Source organism: Agrobacterium tumefaciens str. B6, from assembly GCF_001541315.1.
Lineage (GTDB): Bacteria > Pseudomonadota > Alphaproteobacteria > Rhizobiales > Rhizobiaceae > Agrobacterium > Agrobacterium radiobacter.
The window spans coordinates 92,421-108,707 of the sequence record NZ_LMVK01000001.1 but is presented as its reverse complement, the minus strand read 5'-3'; the positions used below and the strand labels follow the sequence as shown (position 1 = coordinate 108,707).

General features: G+C 58.3%; 19 protein-coding genes. 9 read left to right on the top strand and 10 right to left on the bottom strand.

Annotation, left to right across the window (positions count from 1 at the left end):
* The first annotated feature begins 63 nt into the window (after positions 1–63).
* Both ASB65_RS00505 and ASB65_RS00500 read left to right on the top strand, forming a co-directional pair.
* Entirely contained in the window at positions 64–1,104 is a 1,041-nt protein-coding gene (locus tag ASB65_RS00505) for an AraC family transcriptional regulator (protein WP_060722751.1), read from the top strand.
* Positions 1,105–1,472: 368 nt separating this feature from the next.
* Entirely contained in the window at positions 1,473–1,718 is a 246-nt protein-coding gene (locus tag ASB65_RS00500; RefSeq protein ID WP_003507304.1) for a LuxR C-terminal-related transcriptional regulator, read from the top strand.
* A gap of 225 nt (positions 1,719–1,943) precedes the next feature.
* Here ASB65_RS00500 and ASB65_RS00495 read toward each other — a convergent pair whose 3' ends face one another.
* The 8 genes from ASB65_RS00495 to ASB65_RS00460 all read right to left on the bottom strand — a co-directional run bounded on the left by ASB65_RS00495 (position 1,944) and on the right by ASB65_RS00460 (position 9,275).
* Entirely contained in the window at positions 1,944–2,933 is a 990-nt protein-coding gene (locus tag ASB65_RS00495; protein WP_060722750.1) for an Ldh family oxidoreductase, read from the bottom strand.
* Between the two features lie 150 nt (positions 2,934–3,083).
* Positions 3,084–4,007, bottom strand: coding sequence for an energy transducer TonB family protein (locus tag ASB65_RS00490; protein WP_060722749.1), 924 nt, complete (start codon positions 4,005–4,007; stop codon positions 3,084–3,086).
* Positions 4,004–4,489, bottom strand: a complete 486-nt coding sequence (gene exbD, locus ASB65_RS00485) for a TonB system transport protein ExbD (RefSeq protein ID WP_060722748.1) — start codon at positions 4,487–4,489, stop codon at positions 4,004–4,006. The genes ASB65_RS00490 and exbD overlap by 4 nt, the downstream gene beginning before the upstream one ends.
* A 6-nt stretch (positions 4,490–4,495) precedes the next feature.
* Positions 4,496–5,671 carry a tonB-system energizer ExbB gene (gene exbB, locus ASB65_RS00480; RefSeq protein WP_060722747.1) on the bottom strand — a complete coding sequence of 392 codons (1,176 nt, stop codon included), beginning with the start codon at positions 5,669–5,671 and terminating at the stop codon, positions 4,496–4,498.
* Between the two features lie 191 nt (positions 5,672–5,862).
* Positions 5,863–6,600 carry a histidine utilization repressor gene (gene hutC / locus ASB65_RS00475; protein ID WP_060722746.1) on the bottom strand — a complete coding sequence of 246 codons (738 nt, stop codon included), beginning with the start codon at positions 6,598–6,600 and terminating at the stop codon, positions 5,863–5,865.
* A gap of 34 nt (positions 6,601–6,634) precedes the next feature.
* Positions 6,635–7,420 (bottom strand): ABC transporter ATP-binding protein, encoded by a 786-nt coding sequence (locus ASB65_RS00470; protein WP_060722745.1) that lies wholly within the window; start codon positions 7,418–7,420, stop codon positions 6,635–6,637.
* Positions 7,420–8,193: an ABC transporter permease gene (locus ASB65_RS00465; RefSeq protein ID WP_003507293.1), complete on the bottom strand. Its 774-nt coding sequence runs from the start codon at positions 8,191–8,193 to the stop codon at positions 7,420–7,422. The genes ASB65_RS00470 and ASB65_RS00465 overlap by 1 nt, the downstream gene beginning before the upstream one ends.
* A gap of 140 nt (positions 8,194–8,333) precedes the next feature.
* A complete protein-coding gene (locus ASB65_RS00460) occupies positions 8,334–9,275 on the bottom strand; it encodes an ABC transporter substrate-binding protein (protein WP_060722744.1) in 942 nt (313 codons plus the stop codon).
* A 208-nt stretch (positions 9,276–9,483) separates the two neighbouring features.
* Between ASB65_RS00460 and ASB65_RS00455 the strand changes: the two genes are divergently transcribed.
* On the top strand, positions 9,484–10,194 hold the full coding sequence (locus ASB65_RS00455; RefSeq protein WP_060722743.1) for a YoaK family protein: 711 nt from the start codon (positions 9,484–9,486) through the stop codon (positions 10,192–10,194).
* Positions 10,195–10,206: 12 nt separating this feature from the next.
* Here ASB65_RS00455 and ASB65_RS00450 read toward each other — a convergent pair whose 3' ends face one another.
* Entirely contained in the window at positions 10,207–10,725 is a 519-nt protein-coding gene (locus ASB65_RS00450; RefSeq protein WP_060722742.1) for a hypothetical protein, read from the bottom strand.
* A gap of 78 nt (positions 10,726–10,803) precedes the next feature.
* Here ASB65_RS00450 and ASB65_RS00445 point away from each other — a divergent pair, with 78 nt between their 5' ends.
* Complete coding sequence (locus ASB65_RS00445) at positions 10,804–11,442, top strand: trimeric intracellular cation channel family protein (protein ID WP_003507278.1); 639 nt, start codon at positions 10,804–10,806, stop codon at positions 11,440–11,442.
* Positions 11,443–11,515: 73 nt separating this feature from the next.
* Here the strand turns inward: ASB65_RS00445 and irrA are convergent, their stop codons facing one another.
* On the bottom strand, positions 11,516–11,935 hold the full coding sequence (irrA, locus tag ASB65_RS00440; protein ID WP_060722741.1) for an iron response transcriptional regulator IrrA: 420 nt from the start codon (positions 11,933–11,935) through the stop codon (positions 11,516–11,518).
* A 316-nt stretch (positions 11,936–12,251) separates the two neighbouring features.
* Between irrA and fabA the strand changes: the two genes are divergently transcribed.
* The 5 genes from fabA to ASB65_RS00415 all read left to right on the top strand — a co-directional run bounded on the left by fabA (position 12,252) and on the right by ASB65_RS00415 (position 16,254).
* Entirely contained in the window at positions 12,252–12,767 is a 516-nt protein-coding gene (fabA, locus tag ASB65_RS00435) for a 3-hydroxyacyl-[acyl-carrier-protein] dehydratase FabA (protein ID WP_003507274.1), read from the top strand.
* Between the two features lie 75 nt (positions 12,768–12,842).
* The gene (gene fabB, locus ASB65_RS00430) at positions 12,843–14,066 is read left to right on the top strand and encodes a beta-ketoacyl-ACP synthase I (RefSeq protein ID WP_060722740.1); all 1,224 of its coding nucleotides are present in this window, start codon (positions 12,843–12,845) and stop codon (positions 14,064–14,066) included.
* Positions 14,067–14,072: 6 nt separating this feature from the next.
* Positions 14,073–14,879: an enoyl-ACP reductase FabI gene (gene fabI / locus ASB65_RS00425; RefSeq protein ID WP_003507271.1), complete on the top strand. Its 807-nt coding sequence runs from the start codon at positions 14,073–14,075 to the stop codon at positions 14,877–14,879.
* A 188-nt stretch (positions 14,880–15,067) separates the two neighbouring features.
* Positions 15,068–15,664, top strand: a complete 597-nt coding sequence (locus ASB65_RS00420; RefSeq protein ID WP_060722739.1) for a TadE/TadG family type IV pilus assembly protein — start codon at positions 15,068–15,070, stop codon at positions 15,662–15,664.
* Positions 15,661–16,254 carry a TadE/TadG family type IV pilus assembly protein gene (locus tag ASB65_RS00415; RefSeq protein WP_060722738.1) on the top strand — a complete coding sequence of 198 codons (594 nt, stop codon included), beginning with the start codon at positions 15,661–15,663 and terminating at the stop codon, positions 16,252–16,254. Before ASB65_RS00420 ends, ASB65_RS00415 begins: the two co-directional genes overlap by 4 nt.
* Positions 16,255–16,287: the final 33 nt, after the last annotated feature.

Sequence of the window (16,287 nt, the reverse complement as noted above, 5' to 3'; positions counted from 1 at the left end):
AAACGCTGTCTCAGGGCTTACCATCAGGCGACAATTTCCAAACATGGTACGCCAAGGCGAGGGATGCCTGAAAAAAGGGTCAGTGACGAGATAAGTGTGGTGGCCGGTCTGGCTGCCGGCGTCAGCAATTATGCCAGTTCACGGGGCATCGATATCACTCCCATCTGCAAGGCTCTTGATATTGATCCCGCCACATTCAGCAGCCTGACGGAACGCATCAGCCTCGATAGATTTTCCCGTCTGCTCGAAACCTGCGCACTGATTTCCGGTGACGACGCCTTTGGCCTGCAATGCGCCTCCGCCTTTCCAGCGGGCGCATCCGGCGCGTTCGGATATGGCCTGATCAGCGCGCCGACGGTACGGGCCTTCCTGCGCTTTCTTCAGGACCATGTCTATTACGCCACCAACAACAGCAATTTCACCATGGTAACGGATGCCACGCAGGTAACCCTGTCATGGTCCTTCGCACCGGTGATTGCCAAACGCGATCAATATGTGGATTTATCGCTCGCCGTCCTGGTACAGCGCCTCCGTGATATTCTCGGAGATCGTATCAACCAGATCGAGATCGGTCTGGAGCGGCCGAAACCGAATAATATTCAGCTATTTAAAGAAAAAATGACCCGGCGCGTCAGTTTTTCCCAGCCGATCCATACCATGCGTCTTCCGGTATCGCTTCTCGATGTGGTCAATCCGAATACGGATGAGCGGCTGTTCGAACTGATGAATCTGCAATGCCGCATGTTGCGACCGGAGACATCGGCGGATGCGACCCATTTCATCGACCAGGTGAAGCGGTATATGCAGATGCGGCTCTCGGATGCCGAGCTTTCGCTCAGCGAGATCGCTCCCTATTTCAACCTGTCGGAACGGAGTTTTCAACGGCGGCTCGCTGAGCTCGGCACCAATCTCAACGAGATAAAGGATGCCATTCGCAAAAACGCCGGTTTTAAACTCCTCGTGGAAAGCGATCTTCCGGTATCCGACATCAGTTACAGGCTTGGCTATTCGACGCCAGGTGCGTTTTCGCGTTCCGTTTCCCGCTGGTTCGGGGCAACACCGACGGACATTCGCAAGAAACACGCGCATCATTCCACCGGATGATACATGTTTACGGTATCAATATTTCGGAATGACGCATTTAATTTGAGAAATATGTCGCCTCTCATCGCAATATGTGCCGAAACATAACAATAAAACGAAAAACTTGGCGCGAGATGTTATTCTATCGGCGTAGTACATCGCCTATTAGAGCGCCGCATATCCCTAGGGTGTGGCCAAAAACATTCCAGAGCTTGGAAGCTCCGCGCCGCGGCCTTTTACTGCATAATTCCCGATGCCAGATGAAACCTATTGGCGAAACTAACGTTTCTGTTCGCGTCTAGACAGAGCGGTTAGCGAGCTGGTTTCGGGGAATGAATCATTGCCTGATCGTGCCCCGGGAAGGTCAATCTCTTTTGAGGCTGAAAGAAATGTCTTCAAATACGCCGCATGAACATCGCCAGACACGCGAAATCATCCTTTCGGAGCGTGAGCGGCAATATCTCGGGCTGGTGGCGAGAGGCAAGCATCCCTCCCACGTCGCCTTGATTACAGGTGCGGACGAAGCAGACGTGAAGGATACTCTTGAACGCGTGCGCCAAAGGCTGGGCGCGGCCAATCTGCTGAATGCCGTCAGCATCGCACTGCTGCGCGGCCTGATCGAACAGGAAGCGTAGTCACCACCTGCTCAAGTCCAAGCTTACGCGAACGTCCCCTCCCGTAAGCTGAAAACCGAATGAGCGGCTTTCTGCGTCAAAATCCTTCCATATCAATGGCGGGATGGCGGACCAAAGGTGGGCTGGACATGATGTCCCGCCCTATCGACGCAGATGCAAAGCAGCCATTTACGGTTTGCCCGGCGGGTCCTATTCGACCCGCCGGGTTTTATTATTGTGGGGACTTTAGAGCGATTGAATTTCGGCCAGAATATCGCTTTCGATCACGATGCCACTTTCCAGCGCCTGTTTGCGAATACCCTGACTGCGACGACCGGGCAGACGCACACTTTCCTGTTTTTCGATCTCGCCGGCGATAAGCGCCAGCCGCTCGGTAAAGGCCGCGCCGCCCGACGATACCGGGTCAATGGCGATGATCGTGTGGCCGAGGGAGGGCGGAGCGCCCTTGTCGTCCAGAAGCGAAGAAGCCTGGAATGCGAAGTTCCCGCCGGTAATCGCAGCGGCCATGATCTCTACCATCAACGCCAGCGCAGCCCCCTTGGCCTCACCTGCGGGCACCATAGTACCCTCTATGGCCTCTTCGGGATCGGTCGTCGGCCGGCCGTTTCGGTCGAGCGCCCAGTCGCCGGGGATCGTTTCACCCTTCTGGCGGGCGGCCATGATCTTCCCGCGCGCGACCTTGGAGAGCGCGAGATCGATGACCAGCGGATCGGCGCCGCCGACGGGGGTGGCGAAGGCGATTGGATTGGTTCCATAAAGCGGTTTGCTGCCGCCCCAGGGCGCCATGGATGCGGGCGCGTTGGCGAACATGAGCGCGACAAGACCCATTTCGGCGAGCCGCTCGACGGTCAGCGCCATAACACCGGCATGATGGGAGCGGTGGATCGCGGCGAGCGCGATGCCCTGCTGCCGGGCCATTTCAGGCAACTCCCCAAGGGCGCAATCGATCGCCGGATAGGCATAACCGTGATTGGCGTCGATGGAGAGCACACCCGGCTTCACGCGCGTCGCCACCGGACGCGCCTTGCCATCAACCTTTCCAACCCGCGCCTGGCGGACATAGACGGGGATGCGACGAAAACCGTGGCCACCCTGGCCAGCCGCCTCGGAGGCGACAAGCGCCTTCGCCACCGAACGGGCGTTTTGCGGCAGAACGCCGTTGCGCTCAAAGATAGAGGATACGAGATCCTCCGCCTCTGCGATTGAGAATTTCATGATTTTCGTGATTCCTGTTGGCTTGCATGCGATGGGACGGATTGGTCCTACTCTGCGGTATACGGTCGCTGCAAATCAACATGGAAAATAAACCGGGCATCCCATCCTCTCCCGAGTCGGGATGCCCTTTTGCAGTCGGGCTGTTTCACCTTACTTGAAAAGAATCGGCAGCGTAAAACTCGTATTTGCCCCTGGAGGCGGCGGCGAGACGGACGCTTTTTGTATGACGGCCAGAAGCTTCTGGTCCATTGCCGAGTCACCGGTAGATGAAATAATCCTCGCACCGCCGACGGAACCACCGCTGTCTATCTTGAATGAAACCGTAATGGCCATTCCCGAATTTCCAGCGGAACGGGCCAGTCGCCGTCGCATCGCCGAGCGCACTTTCGCATCCCAGGCAGCATTTGACACGGACGAGGACGAGAAGGAGCCGGCATTACTGCGCGATGCCGCCGTTCGGTCGGACTGCTGAGCCTCTATCTTGGCCGTTTCCCGAAAGTCTGAGGCCTGTTGCGGTTTGGGACGCTGGCGCTCGACCTTCTTTTTCTCTTCCGGCTCTTTCTTTTCCACCTTCTTTTCGACAGGTGGCGGCGGAGGCCGTATGACGGGCAAGGGAACCTCGACATTTTCGAGTTCCGCCATCATCTGTTCCTGAACGGGATCGATCGGCTCCACCGGCTCGGGAATTTCCTGCGGTTCGACGATCTCCTCGACCGGCGGTTCCGGTGGCTGCACGGGCTCTGGCGGCGGCGTTTCCGCCACCGGCTCCGGTGGCGGCGGCTCTTCGGGGGCTGCTTCCTCCACCGGTTCGCTGCTGTCGCTCTTTACCTCTTCGGCGTCTTCGACATCCTGCGCCTGCGTCGTTTCTTCGGTGTTGACGGCTTCCGGTATCGCCGCCATTTCGATCATGATCGCGGCAGGCGGCGGCCCGCCAGCATCCAGCTCCTCCGGCTCCTGCATCAGATAATAGGCAAACCCGGCATGAACGCTCAGCATGAGCACCGCCGCGGCGGACCACAGCGTCACTTCCCCGAGACGGGAATGCCGGGCCTGCGGATAGCCGTTTTCACTCATGGCGCGGTTCCCTGCCCCGCCGGCGCTGCTGGTTGGCCAGCGGCAGCGGGCTGCGATGCGGCAGTCGCGTTTTCCAGCCCTACAAGGGCGATCTTCAGATAGCCGGCATCTCTCAGCAGGTTCATGATTTCCATGAAGTGACCATAATCAACCGCTTTATCGGCGCGCAGGAAGATGCGCGTATCCTTCTTGCCACCCGTCTGCCGGTCGATAGCTGCCGCCAACGCTTCGCGGGCAACCGCATCATTGCCGAGATTGAGCGACAGATCGTCCTTGACAGTCAGATAGAGCGGCTCTTCCGGGCGCTCCGCCGGTTTGGCGGTGGATGCCGGCAGATCGACATTCACATCAACGGTGGCGAGCGGTGCGGCCACCATGAAGATGATGAGCAGAACAAGCATCACGTCGATGAAGGGCGTGACGTTGATCTCGTGGTTTTCGGAGAGATCGTCTCCGCTATTTTCGCGAATGCCGCCAGCCATGACCGATCACCGTCCAACCAGCGACACGGCGGGCTTGCTGGCGCTGCCCGGCGGAATGCGGCGGAAATCGAGGTCGCGGCTGACAAGGCGTTCCACGCCGGCTGCGGCATCCGCCAGCAGATGGCGGTATCCGGTGATGGAGCGGGCGAAGACGTTGTAGATTACAACGGCCGGAATAGCGGCGACGAGACCGATGGCGGTAGCGAGCAGCGCCTCGGCAATACCCGGCGCGACAACGGCGAGATTGGTGGTCTGCGATTCCGAAATGCTGATGAAAGAGTTCATGATGCCCCAGACGGTGCCGAACAGGCCGACAAAGGGGGCGGTGGAACCGATGGTCGCCAGAACACCCGTTCCGCGCGACATACGGCGACCCGCATGGGTTTCGATACGCGACAGCGCCGAAGAGACACGTTCCTTGATGCCGCCGCCATCCGTGTGTTCGACCACCGCGTCGGAAAGCTGCATTTCATGGGTCGCCATACGCAACATCAGCGCTGCCGGGCCGCCCTTCTTCTCGACGGCCTCGGTGGCCTCGTTCAAGGTTTTTGCCCTGCGAATGACCTTGAGCGTCGCGCCGGCGCGCACCCGCGCACCCGCAAGCTCAATTGATTTTGCTACCCAGACCGTCCAGGTGACCAGCGATGCGAAGGCAAGACCGATCATCACGCCCTTCACGACCCAGTCCGCCGCCATGAACATGCCCCATGGAGACAGGTTATGCGGGATATCCGCGCGATGTTCGGCGCTTGCTGGCGCAGCGCTGACAGGCTCTATCGGGGGCGCGGCTTCATTCGGCGCGGCCGTCTGGTTCGTCTGCGCGGGCTGCGTCGGCTGCGGCGCGGTATCTGTCGCGGGCTGTGTGGGTGCAGGTTGGGCCTGTGCGGGTTCAGTTGACGGGGGCTGCGATGGTGCGCTAGCGGACGGTTGTTCCGGCGCTGTCGCAGAAGGCTGAACGGGCGCGGTGGCCGGAGCACTCGGCGCTGCAGGAGCCGCCGGCTGGGCGGGCTGAGCCGCTTCCGTTTGCGGTGCCGGCTGTATCTGGGTTTCCGATGCCGTCTGAGCGAAAACCGCGCCGGCGTTTAAGCCGGCCAGCAAGGTGACAGCCATGGCAAGGGAGAGATGCCATGTTGTATTTGCCCTGTTGAAAGATGCGGAAGAAGTTGAGGTCTCAGCTGACATAATTTTTATCCCGGATTTCCGTCGATGAACTCATCCGCAGATTGACCGGATTTTAAACCGGGGCCATCAACGGATGCCGTCGTGAAAGCTTGACGTTCCGATAATAAACCTGAGTTCTTTTGACAACTATTATATTGCCAAAAGACGACCCGTAAACTCTTCTTTACAAAAAATTGACCGATCGACGGTCTTCAGCTGTTCTGTGAGGGTGAAAACTGCGCAATAAGCGCATGTCGATCGCCTGGATAGGTGACCCGGACGCGGGTAATATGATCCGCCCCATGCCAGGTCCGCCGATCAATGACCAGACAGGCCGCACCGGAAACGATACCCAGCGCCATCGCATTTTTACGGTCGGCGGAAACGGCGCTGATACGATGTTCGGCAGCGCTCCAGGGCACCATCTTCAGCAGCCACGTTCCTGGCCCAACCTGCGAAAAATCCGCAAATTCGGCGTCAGGAACGGCGGTGGCATTGATGATGCGTTCTTCAAGGCAAAAGGGAACGCCGCCGGCAAAATGCGTGCAGGTGAGTTCCAGAACCGGGGCATCGGCCGCAAGGGCCATGGCTGCGCCGTCTTTTTCCCCTGCAGGGCGCAGATGTCGCTTGTCGAGACGATAACCGTAAACGAGACCGAGCGCCTGCACCTCCCGTTCAATGTCATGGATCTCCAGCACGGCCGATTGCGCATGGGGCTGGCGAACGAAAGTGCCGAGACGCCGGCGTCTTTCAATCAGGCCCCGCTGCACCAATTCGCTGAGAGCCTTGTTCACCGTCATGCGCGAACAGGCATATTGCCGGGTCATTTCGTGTTCGAAGGGAATACGATAACCCGGCGGCCACTCACCCGACATGATGTGGCGCTCGACATCATTGCGGATGCGCTCGTGCAGCGATTTTTCCTGAAGATCGGCGCCTGTGCTCCTCATACCGATACTTCCATCCTCCCGTTTGCCGGATCAACTATCCATGGGCAGCGGCGGCAATCGCCTCGCTGCGTATTTCCTCCGTAAGCTTGGCGCGCAGCTGCGAAAATTCCGGGCTGGCCTTGACGGTGTAGTGGCGCGGATGCGGCAGGTCGACCGGTGTGATCGACTTGATACGGCCCGGCCTTGCGGACATGGTCACCACACGCGACGCCATGAAGACCGCCTCCTCGATATCATGGGTGACGAAAATGACCGTCTTCTGCTCCCGCTCCCAGATACCGAGCAGCAATTCCTGCATCAGCCCGCGCGTCTGGTTGTCGAGAGCGCCGAAAGGCTCATCGAGCAGCAGGATTTTCGGGCCGTTCGCCAGAGCGCGGGCAATCGCCGTTCTCTGCTGCATGCCGCCGGACAATTGTTTCGGCCAATGGTTTTCGAAGCCGCGCAGGCCTACCTTGTCGATATAGCTATCAACGATCTCCCATTTTTCCTTCTCGGCCACGCCGCGTTCGCGCAGGCCGAAGGCGACGTTTTCGCGGATCGTCAGCCAGGGAAACAGCGTATAGGACTGGAACACCATGCCGCGATCCGCCCCCGGGCCCGTCACCGCCTTGCCGGAGAGAAGGACCTCACCCGTCGTCGGGCGGTCGAGACCGGCGATGATGCGCAGCAGGGTTGATTTCCCGCATCCCGACGGGCCGAGGATGGTGACGAAATCATTGCGGGGGATTTCCAGATTCGTCGGCTGCAAGGCCAGCGTCGGCTGCCCGCCCTGAACACCGGGAAAGGTGCGGCTGACGCCCTTGATAATGAGTTCGCTCATCAGGCAAGCCTCCAGGCGAAAAGCTTCCGGTTCAGCGATTTGAACGCGAAATCGGAAATGAGGCCGATAATGCCGATGACGATGATGCCGAAGATGATCTGGCCGGTCGCCATCAGCGCCTGGCTGTTGATGATCATATAGCCAATCCCCGAGGAAGCGCCGATCAGTTCCGCCACGATGACATAGGTCCAGGCCCAGCCAAGGACAAGGCGGAGGATTTCGGCAATATCGGGCGCATTGGCGGGAATGAGGACACGGCGCACCACGCCCCGGTCCTTCGCGCCCAGCGTATAGGCTGCCTCCACCAGATCCCGGCGCGTGCCGGCAACCGCTACGGCCACCATCAGGATGATCTGGAACACCGCACCTATGAAGATAACCAGCAGCTTCTGCATCTCGCCGATGCCGGCCCAGAGAATGAGCAGCGGCACGAAGGCGGAAGCCGGCAGATAGCGCGCGAAGGAGACGAAGGGTTCAAGCAGCGCCTCGATGGGCTTATAAGCTCCCATGGCGATGCCAACCGGCACAGCAATGAGCGACGCCAGCACGAAACCACCCACCACGCGCCAGATCGTCATGCCGATATCGCTGGCAAACCCCTGATCGGTCAGAAGATAGATGCCGTCCTTCAGCATGGTAATGGGGTCGGCCAGAAAGGTTGGCGACACGAAGCCGCCCAGCGTGGCAAAGCCCCAGGCGGAAAAAAACAGCACGAAAAACAGGATGCCGAGGATAATCCTCGTACTGTTCGTTATGGGTTGAAGAGGTTGCATCTGTCGCCTGTCTAAAAAACCGGCGCGGCATTTTCGCCGCGCCATCAGAGCGCCGTGCGCCTGTCGTGGTGCACAAATCGACGCTCTCACTTATTTTTGGCCGCAATATTCCCCGCAGGGAATGCGGCCGCCTTTTTCTGTCACTTGATGAAGGAGGTATCCGCGAGTGTCGAAAGATCGGGTTTCGACTTTATCACGCCGATTTCCAGCAGCAGATCGGCCGATTTTTCAGAGAAGGTCTTGAATTCACCCTCGAAAAACTTCTGGTTGGCGGCCTTGTCCTGCCATTCGAGGAACTTTGCCGAAGCGGCAAAGGCCTCGCCCGCCTGCTTCACATCCGCTCCCATCGTCTCATAGGACTTTTCGGGGTCGGACTTGATGAGGTCGAGGGCCTGGAAATAGCTATCCGCCAGGGCTTTCGCCGCCTGCGGATTGGCCTTCAGGAAATCCGGCGTGCAGCCGAACGTATCCATAACGGCGGGGTAATCCAGCGTCGTCGCGAGAATCTTGCCCTTGTCGGGCGCGGCGCGCACGGTGGAGAGATAGGGCTCATAGGTCATAGCCGCATCGTTCTGGCCGGCGACGAATGCCTGCGCGGCCGGTCCCGGCTCAAGGTTGACGACTTTGACGTCTTTGAGCGTCAGACCATTCTCCTTGAGAATCCAGGCAAGGAAGAAATAAGGGGACGTGCCCGGCGCAGACGCTGCAACCGTCTTGCCCTTGAGATCCGTGATCTTCGAGACATCGCTGCGCACCGCAATGCCATCGGCGCCGTGCGATTTGTCCATCTGGAAAATCTGCGTGGATTTCACACCATTGGCATTCCACGCGATCCATGTCTCCACCGTGGTGGCGGCACACTGGATATCACCAGAAGCAAGGGCCAGATGCCGGCTGGCCTGCGGTATCTTCTTGATATCGACCTTCAGGCCATTCTTTTCGAAAATGCCGGCCTGCTTGGCAAGCGTCAGCGGCGCAAAACCAGTCCAGCCGGACATGCCGATCGTTACCGACGTCTCGGCATAGGCTGAAGCGGATGAGACGAGCGCTGCAATGGTGGCGAGAACCCACGTTTTTCTCATGATCTGAACCCCTTTTGATTTATTTTTGTGCGATGTTGTTTTTCGCTTTATTTGAGGCATGGTAGGCAGGGATTTTATATTTGTCTAGACAAAATAGAAGCTTCCGAGCGCCTCCAGAACGATTGCAAACGCACCGCCCGGCATTCTAGACATAGGATAACACGGCCCTCTGCACGGGCATGCTGTTTTTCCATATCGAGCTCTTACCATGACCAGACAAAGACGTCGCAGTATCATCAGAGCAAGGCGGACCGGAACTGGAATTGCGCTGGTTGCCGCCATTTCCTTCATCGCCGGCATGACGGATGCCGTGGGCTTGCATATTTCAGGCGACTTCGTGTCCTTCATGACCGGCAACACCACGCGCGCTGCCGTTTCGGTGGAGGCCGGCCTCTATTCCCATGCCGCAAAACTGCTTTTCGCGATCATCGCCTTCGTGGCGGGCAATGCCGGCGGCATCGTGGTGGCGCATAAGTTCGACCGGCGCATCTTTGCCGTCCTGATGGCGGTGGGATCGCTGGTGGTCATTGCCGCGCTGCTCGGCGACGAGGCCTCCGCTCTCGCGCAATTTTATTGCGTCGTTTTCGCCATGGGCATGGTCAACGCCGCCGTCGAACATATAGAGGGGCTGCCGATCGGGCTTACCTATGTGACAGGCGCTCTTTCCCGCTTCGGCCGCGGCATTGGCCGTTTTCTTCTGGGCGAACGAAGCCTCGACTGGGGTATTCAGATCGTGCCCTGGCTCGGCATGATCAGCGGCGCAATCTGCGGCGCCATTCTGGGCGCCACGCTGCAGTCCAATGCCCTGTGGGTGGTTGCGGCCACGGTTTTCGCCGTCGCCATCGCCACCCTCATCATTCCGCGCTCGCTTCGGCAGCGCTACAATCAAAGGGTCAAAATCCGGCGGATTACGCCGTGAAGATCGTCGCCGTCACTTTCGCGAGATGGTGACGAATTTCGTGCCGCGCACCCGCACCGTCATCAGGCAGGGTTCCTTGTCGGTGCGCTCGCAATAACGCGGGTGCATCTTCAGCACGAAAACCATGTTGCCGAAACGCTTGATGAAATCATAACCGTAAATCCGGGCCGTCGCGATCATCAGATAACCGCCCTCTTTCACCTGGACGTAAAAATTATAGGGGCATCCCTCTTCGTCGCAGGCACGGCCTTTTTCGCCATCGCAATCGAGAACGCCATGATTGACGACGGCATCCATCAGCCCGTCATTGTTGATATCCAGCCGCGTGACGAAATCGTCGCCGAAGGCCGCCACCTTGCACTCGTTGCGGAAATGGTCCTTTTCATAAATCTCGGGGTCACTTACCAGCTGCTGCTGCGCCGAGAGTGTCACCGGAAACATCAAGAGAACCAGCGCCTGAAGAGCGGCAACGAGAGCGATTCGCACGGCATTTTCCTTTGCATCCGTTTCGGTTATGGATGTTGCGATCATCCGGGCGGCCAGCCTAGAGTTTAGTGCTTGCGCGACACTGACGTGTTCGCCGCCCGTGTTTCCGGGGGGAACCTTTTCATGACGCTTCTAGGTTTTCTCGATTATGCCGGCGTCGCCGTCTTTGCCGCAACCGGCGCGCTCGCCGCCTCGCGCAAGCAGCTCGACCTGATCGGCTTCCTGTTTTTCGCAGCCGCGACCGGCATTGGCGGCGGCACGGTGCGTGATCTCGTGCTGGGCAGGACGCCAGTGTTCTGGGTGATAAACCCCACCTATATTCTCGTCTGCGTCTCGGTCGCGGTGCTGCTGTTCTTCACCGCCCATCTTTTCGAATCCCGTTACCGGGTGCTGATCTGGCTCGATGCGCTCGGCCTTTCCGCCTATTGCGTCATGGGAGCAGCCAAGGGTCTTGCCGCCAGCGGCTCCGCAACAGTCGCCATCGTCACCGGCGTTTTGACGGCGACATTCGGTGGCGTACTGCGCGATATTCTCGCCGGGGAACCTTCCGTCCTCCTGCGGCCGGAGATCTATATCACCTGCGCGCTTTTGGGCTCCTCCACCTTCATTGTCGTCTATTTTTTCGGCGCACCGCTTTATGCCGCATCAGCGGCGGGTTTTCTGACGGCATTTGGCATCCGGTCCGGAGCGCTGATCTTCGGCTGGACTTTCCCGCCCTACAAGGCCAAGCCAGGCAGGCGGCCAGAAGATGTCATGAAGTGACATAAAACGACCGGTGAAAACAGAAATGGCGCCCATGGGCGCCATTTTCACATCCGTTATCGGACAAAGGGCTTCAGCCACGCTTGCGGCGAAGGCGGATGACCACGTCCACACGGGCGATTTCCATGCCTTCGGGTGCTTCCGGCAGATTGTCGATCTGGAGGTTATTGACGGGAATATCGAGAACCTCGTTCTCGCCCTCCACGAAGAAGTGGCGGTGATCCGAAACGTTGGTGTCGAAATAGGTGCGGGCGCCTTCCACAGCGAGAACGCGGATGAGACCGGCTTCGGTGAACTGGTGCAGCGTATTGTAGACCGTGGCGAGAGAAACGGGCACGCCGGCGGTGACCGCCTCATCATGCAGTTCCTCGACCGTCAGGTGGCGATCGCCCTTTGCGAAGAGAAGATCGCCCAAAGCCACACGCTGTCGCGTGGGGCGCAGCCCCGAGCGCCGCAGCCTCGTTCCGATATCCAATGTGGCGTCAAATGCCATGCAATCCCATTCCGAGCACAGGAGTAAAACTCATCAATTGCATTAGCATATATCTTTTGCAGCGAGCGCTTTCAATAGTTTCAGCGCCGTCAGGCGCGGCAAATGGCGGCAAACCGGCCATTCTTGCAAATTTCCTCTGGTTCCAGCCGGATGGTTCCTGTATGCGGACGGCATATTGAGGTAATGACTTCTGCAAAGAAGGTTCGAAGACAAAGAATGACGCCCGAGCGGCCTCTGCCCTTGCAGCGCTTCATTTTGAACCTAACTTGCTCTAGTGAAGTCGATCAACACCAGTAACTGGGGAAGTGAAAGCGGTATGGCAACGAGGCAATCAAGTTACAATTATGAGGAGATCCTGTCCTGCGGTCGCGGCGAATTGTTCGGCCCGGGAAATGCACAGCTCCCATTGCCCCCCATGCTCATGGTCCATCGCATTACCGAAATTTCCGAAACCGGCGGCGCCTTCGACAAGGGTTTCATCCGTGCCGAATATGATGTCAGCCCCGACGACTGGTATTTCCCCTGCCACTTCCAGGGCAACCCGATCATGCCGGGGTGCCTCGGCCTTGACGGCATGTGGCAGCTGACGGGTTTCTTCCTTGGCTGGCTGGGCGAAGAAGGCCGCGGCATGGCGCTTTCCACCGGCGAAGTGAAATTCAAGGGCATGGTTCGCCCTCACACGAAGCTCCTTCAATATGGTATTGATTTCAAGCGCGTGATGCGCGGTCGTCTGGTGCTCGGCACCGCCGACGGCTGGCTGAAGGCGGACGGCGAAACCATTTATCAGGCGACGGACCTGCGCGTAGGCCTGTCGAAGGAAAAGGCTGCCTGAGGCAGACGGAATAGTCCTGACAAACGCCGGGCGGCTTCGGTCGTCCAGCCGAAATCTTAAGAAAAGGTCCCTTTCATGAGACGAGTTGTTGTCACCGGCCTCGGTATTGTTTCTTCCATCGGCGGTGATGCCGCTGAAGTCACCGCATCCCTGCGCAATGCCAAATCCGGCATTTCATTTTCGCCGGATTTTGCCGAACACGGTTTCAAATGCCAGGTCTGGGGCAAGCCCTCTCTCGACCCGACCGATCTGGTAGACCGCCGCGCCATGCGCTTCCTGTCGCAGGGCGGCGCGTGGAACCATGTGGCCATGAAGCAGGCGATCGCCGATTCCGGTCTCGAAGAGAGCGATATCAGCGGTAATGAGCGTACCGGCATCATCATGGGTTCGGGCGGTCCTTCCACCCGTACCATCGTCGAAGCCGCCGATATCACGCTGAAGAACAACAGCCCGAAGCGCATCGGCCCCTTCGCCGTGCCGAAGGCCATGTCCTCCACCGCTTCGGCCACGCTCGCCACCTGGTTCAAGATCCACGGCGTCAACTATTCCATCTCGTCGGCCTGCTCCACCTCGGCGCATTGTATCGGCAACGCGGCTGAAATGATCCAGTGGGGCAAACAGGACGTGATGTTCGCAGGCGGCCATGAGGATCTCGACTGGTCCATGTCCAACCTTTTCGACGCCATGGGTGCCATGTCGTCCAAATATAACGATACGCCGGACGTTGCCTCGCGCGCCTATGACGTCAATCGCGACGGTTTCGTGATTGCCGGCGGTGCTGGCGTGCTGGTTCTCGAAGAGCTGGAACATGCAAAGGCGCGCGGCGCCAAGATTTATGCCGAAATCGTCGGTTACGGCGCGACCTCCGACGGTTACGACATGGTGGCTCCCTCAGGCGAAGGCGCGATCCGCTGCATGCGGCAGGCGCTTTCCACCGTCAAGGGCGATATCGACTACATCAATACCCACGGCACCTCGACGCCGGTTGGCGACAGCAAGGAAATCGGCGCGATCCGGGAAGTCTTCGGCGACAGGATCCCGCATATCCAGTCGACCAAGTCGCTCACCGGCCATTCGCTGGGTGCCGCCGGCGTTCAGGAATCGATCTACGGCCTGTTGATGATGCAGGAACGCTTCATCGGCGAAAGCGCGCATATTTCCGAGCTCGATCCGGAATTTGCAGGCGTCCCGATCGTTCGCAGCCGCATCGACAACGCCAAGATCGACACCATCCTTTCCAATTCCTTCGGCTTCGGCGGCACCAACGCCACGCTCGTCTTCCAGCGTCATAACGGATAATTGCCAATGAACGGCATCATGCAGGGTAAACGCGGCCTCATCATGGGCGTCGCAAACAATCACTCCATCGCCTGGGGTATCTCCAAGGCGCTTGCGGCACAGGGCGCGGAACTCGCCTTCACCTATCAGGGAGAGGCGCTCGGCAAGCGTGTGAAGCCGCTCGCCGCCGAACTCGGTTCCGATTTCATCGTGCCGTGCGATGTCGAGGATGTTGCCTCGGTCGACGCGCTTTTTGCGGCGATCCGCGAAAAATGGGGTGTACTGGATTTCGTCGTGCACGCCATCGGCTTTTCCGACAAGAACGAGCTGAAGGGTCTCTATGCGGATACGACGCGGGAGAATTTCAGCCGCACCATGGTCATTTCCTGTTTCTCCTTCACGGAAATCGCCAAGCGCGCCGCCGAACTGATGACGAACGGCGGCTCCATGCTGACGCTGACCTATAATGGTTCACAGCGCGTCATTCCGAACTACAATGTCATGGGCGTCGCCAAGGCGGCTCTTGAGGCATCGGTTCGTTATCTCGCCGCCGACTACGGCCCACGCGATATCCGCGTCAACGCCATCTCGGCCGGTCCGGTCCGCACGCTGGCGGGCGCCGGCATCTCGGATGCGCGGGCGATCTACGCATGGAACCAGAAAAACGCGCCGCTTCGGCGGACGGCGGATATCGATGATATCGGCGGATCGGCACTTTACCTGCTGTCCAGTCTCTCGCGTGGTGTTACCGGCGAGTGCCACTATGTGGACTGCGGTTATAACATCACCTCCACGCCGACGCTGGAGGTTCTCTCCAGAGCGGATGCGGAATAATCGCCCGTTTTCAATTTCGACAAAAGCCCGGCCATGTGCCGGGCTTTTATATTGCGGGTCGTATCAATTTCGGAATTCACTAAAGTATAATTCATTGGAGTAACTGAATTTAAACATCGGGTGGTTATGGTCCGCAACAAATTCAACGGTTGCGCTTGCCGCATATTCTTAGAGATAGACACCACCTCATGCGACTGGCCAGACTGAAGCCATTGCTGGAAAAATTCGGAGTCTCGCGCGACGGGACCGCAGCCATCGAATTTGCGATCCTCGCCATTCCCTATTTCCTTGTTGTTTTTGCGATCATCGAAACCTTCATCGCCATGATGGCAGAACAGGTGGTCGTCAATGCCACTGAAAACATGGCCCGGCGTCTGAGGACCGGGCAGATAAGCAGTTCGATTTCGAAAGAGGATTTTCGCAAGAGTTTCTGTAGTGAAGTTTCAGTGATGATTACCTGCTCGGCGGATGAGATCAAAAAGGAACAGAAACTCTATATCGATCTTCGCTCCTTCACCGCCTTCAAGGATATTCCGACCAAGATACCGCTCAAAGCGTTTGGCGAATATTACGATCTTGATACGGCCCAATTCGGCTTCAAGCCGGGTGGACCGGAAACCATCAACATGTTGCGCGTCTATTATCGCTGGCGTGTGATCGCCGATATCATCCGGCCGTATCTGACCAAGATCCGACCGGCCGACGGGTCGATGCCCTCGCATTTCCTCATTGTCGCGACCGGTGCTTTCATGAACGAGAAATACATCACAAGCGGGGGCTCATGATGGCAGGGATGGTGTCCGTCGCGACGAAGTGCAAACGACGCCTGATGGCGCTCGCCTCAAGCTTTGCAAAAGACAGGCGCGGCGTGGGCGCGGTGGAGTTTGCGATCCTCTTCCCTATATTGCTCGCGCTTTATGTGACCTCTTTCGAGTTGACGATCGGCTATAATACCTACAAACGCGCAAGCAGCGCCGCCGCCACTATCAACGACCTGATATCGAAGACGGGTTCCGTCGACAAAACGTATCTTGCGGGCATGCAAGATGTCGCATCCGCGGTCTTTGCGCCCTACAGCACAAAGGGTCTGCAACTGAAGATCAGCGGCATCAAGATCGACGCGCAGAAGCAGGCCAAAATTGTCTGGTCCTGGAATGAGAAAAACCAGAGACCCTACGCGGTAGGATCAGCGGTCGCGGTTCCGACACGGCTGCTCGCGGAAAACAGCTTCCTCATCCATGTCGAGCTTTCCATCCCGCATGAATTGCTGATGTTCATGACAGATATTTCCTCATCCGGGGTAAAGTCGATCACCATCGGCCGTGATTATTTTTTCAAGCAGCGCGATACAGAGACCGCCTGCACCAATTGCTGACGCAGTTGGGCGCAGACGGTAATCTTTCATCCA

Excerpts from the sequence above, each read along its gene's own strand:
- ASB65_RS00505 (WP_060722751.1), top strand. The coding sequence starts at position 64 with ATGCCTGAAAAAAGGGTCAGTGACGAGATAAGTGTGGTGGCCGGTCTG.
- ASB65_RS00500 (WP_003507304.1), top strand. The coding sequence starts at position 1,473 with ATGTCTTCAAATACGCCGCATGAACATCGCCAGACACGCGAAATCATC.
- ASB65_RS00495 (WP_060722750.1), bottom strand. The coding sequence starts at position 2,933 with ATGAAATTCTCAATCGCAGAGGCGGAGGATCTCGTATCCTCTATCTTT.
- ASB65_RS00490 (WP_060722749.1), bottom strand. The coding sequence starts at position 4,007 with ATGAGTGAAAACGGCTATCCGCAGGCCCGGCATTCCCGTCTCGGGGAA.
- exbD (WP_060722748.1), bottom strand. The coding sequence starts at position 4,489 with ATGGCTGGCGGCATTCGCGAAAATAGCGGAGACGATCTCTCCGAAAAC.
- exbB (WP_060722747.1), bottom strand. The coding sequence starts at position 5,671 with ATGTCAGCTGAGACCTCAACTTCTTCCGCATCTTTCAACAGGGCAAAT.
- hutC (WP_060722746.1), bottom strand. The coding sequence starts at position 6,600 with ATGAGGAGCACAGGCGCCGATCTTCAGGAAAAATCGCTGCACGAGCGC.
- ASB65_RS00470 (WP_060722745.1), bottom strand. The coding sequence starts at position 7,420 with ATGAGCGAACTCATTATCAAGGGCGTCAGCCGCACCTTTCCCGGTGTT.
- ASB65_RS00465 (WP_003507293.1), bottom strand. The coding sequence starts at position 8,193 with ATGCAACCTCTTCAACCCATAACGAACAGTACGAGGATTATCCTCGGC.
- ASB65_RS00460 (WP_060722744.1), bottom strand. The coding sequence starts at position 9,275 with ATGAGAAAAACGTGGGTTCTCGCCACCATTGCAGCGCTCGTCTCATCC.
- ASB65_RS00455 (WP_060722743.1), top strand. The coding sequence starts at position 9,484 with ATGACCAGACAAAGACGTCGCAGTATCATCAGAGCAAGGCGGACCGGA.
- ASB65_RS00450 (WP_060722742.1), bottom strand. The coding sequence starts at position 10,725 with ATGATCGCAACATCCATAACCGAAACGGATGCAAAGGAAAATGCCGTG.
- ASB65_RS00445 (WP_003507278.1), top strand. The coding sequence starts at position 10,804 with ATGACGCTTCTAGGTTTTCTCGATTATGCCGGCGTCGCCGTCTTTGCC.
- irrA (WP_060722741.1), bottom strand. The coding sequence starts at position 11,935 with ATGGCATTTGACGCCACATTGGATATCGGAACGAGGCTGCGGCGCTCG.
- fabA (WP_003507274.1), top strand. The coding sequence starts at position 12,252 with ATGGCAACGAGGCAATCAAGTTACAATTATGAGGAGATCCTGTCCTGC.
- fabB (WP_060722740.1), top strand. The coding sequence starts at position 12,843 with ATGAGACGAGTTGTTGTCACCGGCCTCGGTATTGTTTCTTCCATCGGC.
- fabI (WP_003507271.1), top strand. The coding sequence starts at position 14,073 with ATGAACGGCATCATGCAGGGTAAACGCGGCCTCATCATGGGCGTCGCA.
- ASB65_RS00420 (WP_060722739.1), top strand. The coding sequence starts at position 15,068 with ATGCGACTGGCCAGACTGAAGCCATTGCTGGAAAAATTCGGAGTCTCG.
- ASB65_RS00415 (WP_060722738.1), top strand. The coding sequence starts at position 15,661 with ATGATGGCAGGGATGGTGTCCGTCGCGACGAAGTGCAAACGACGCCTG.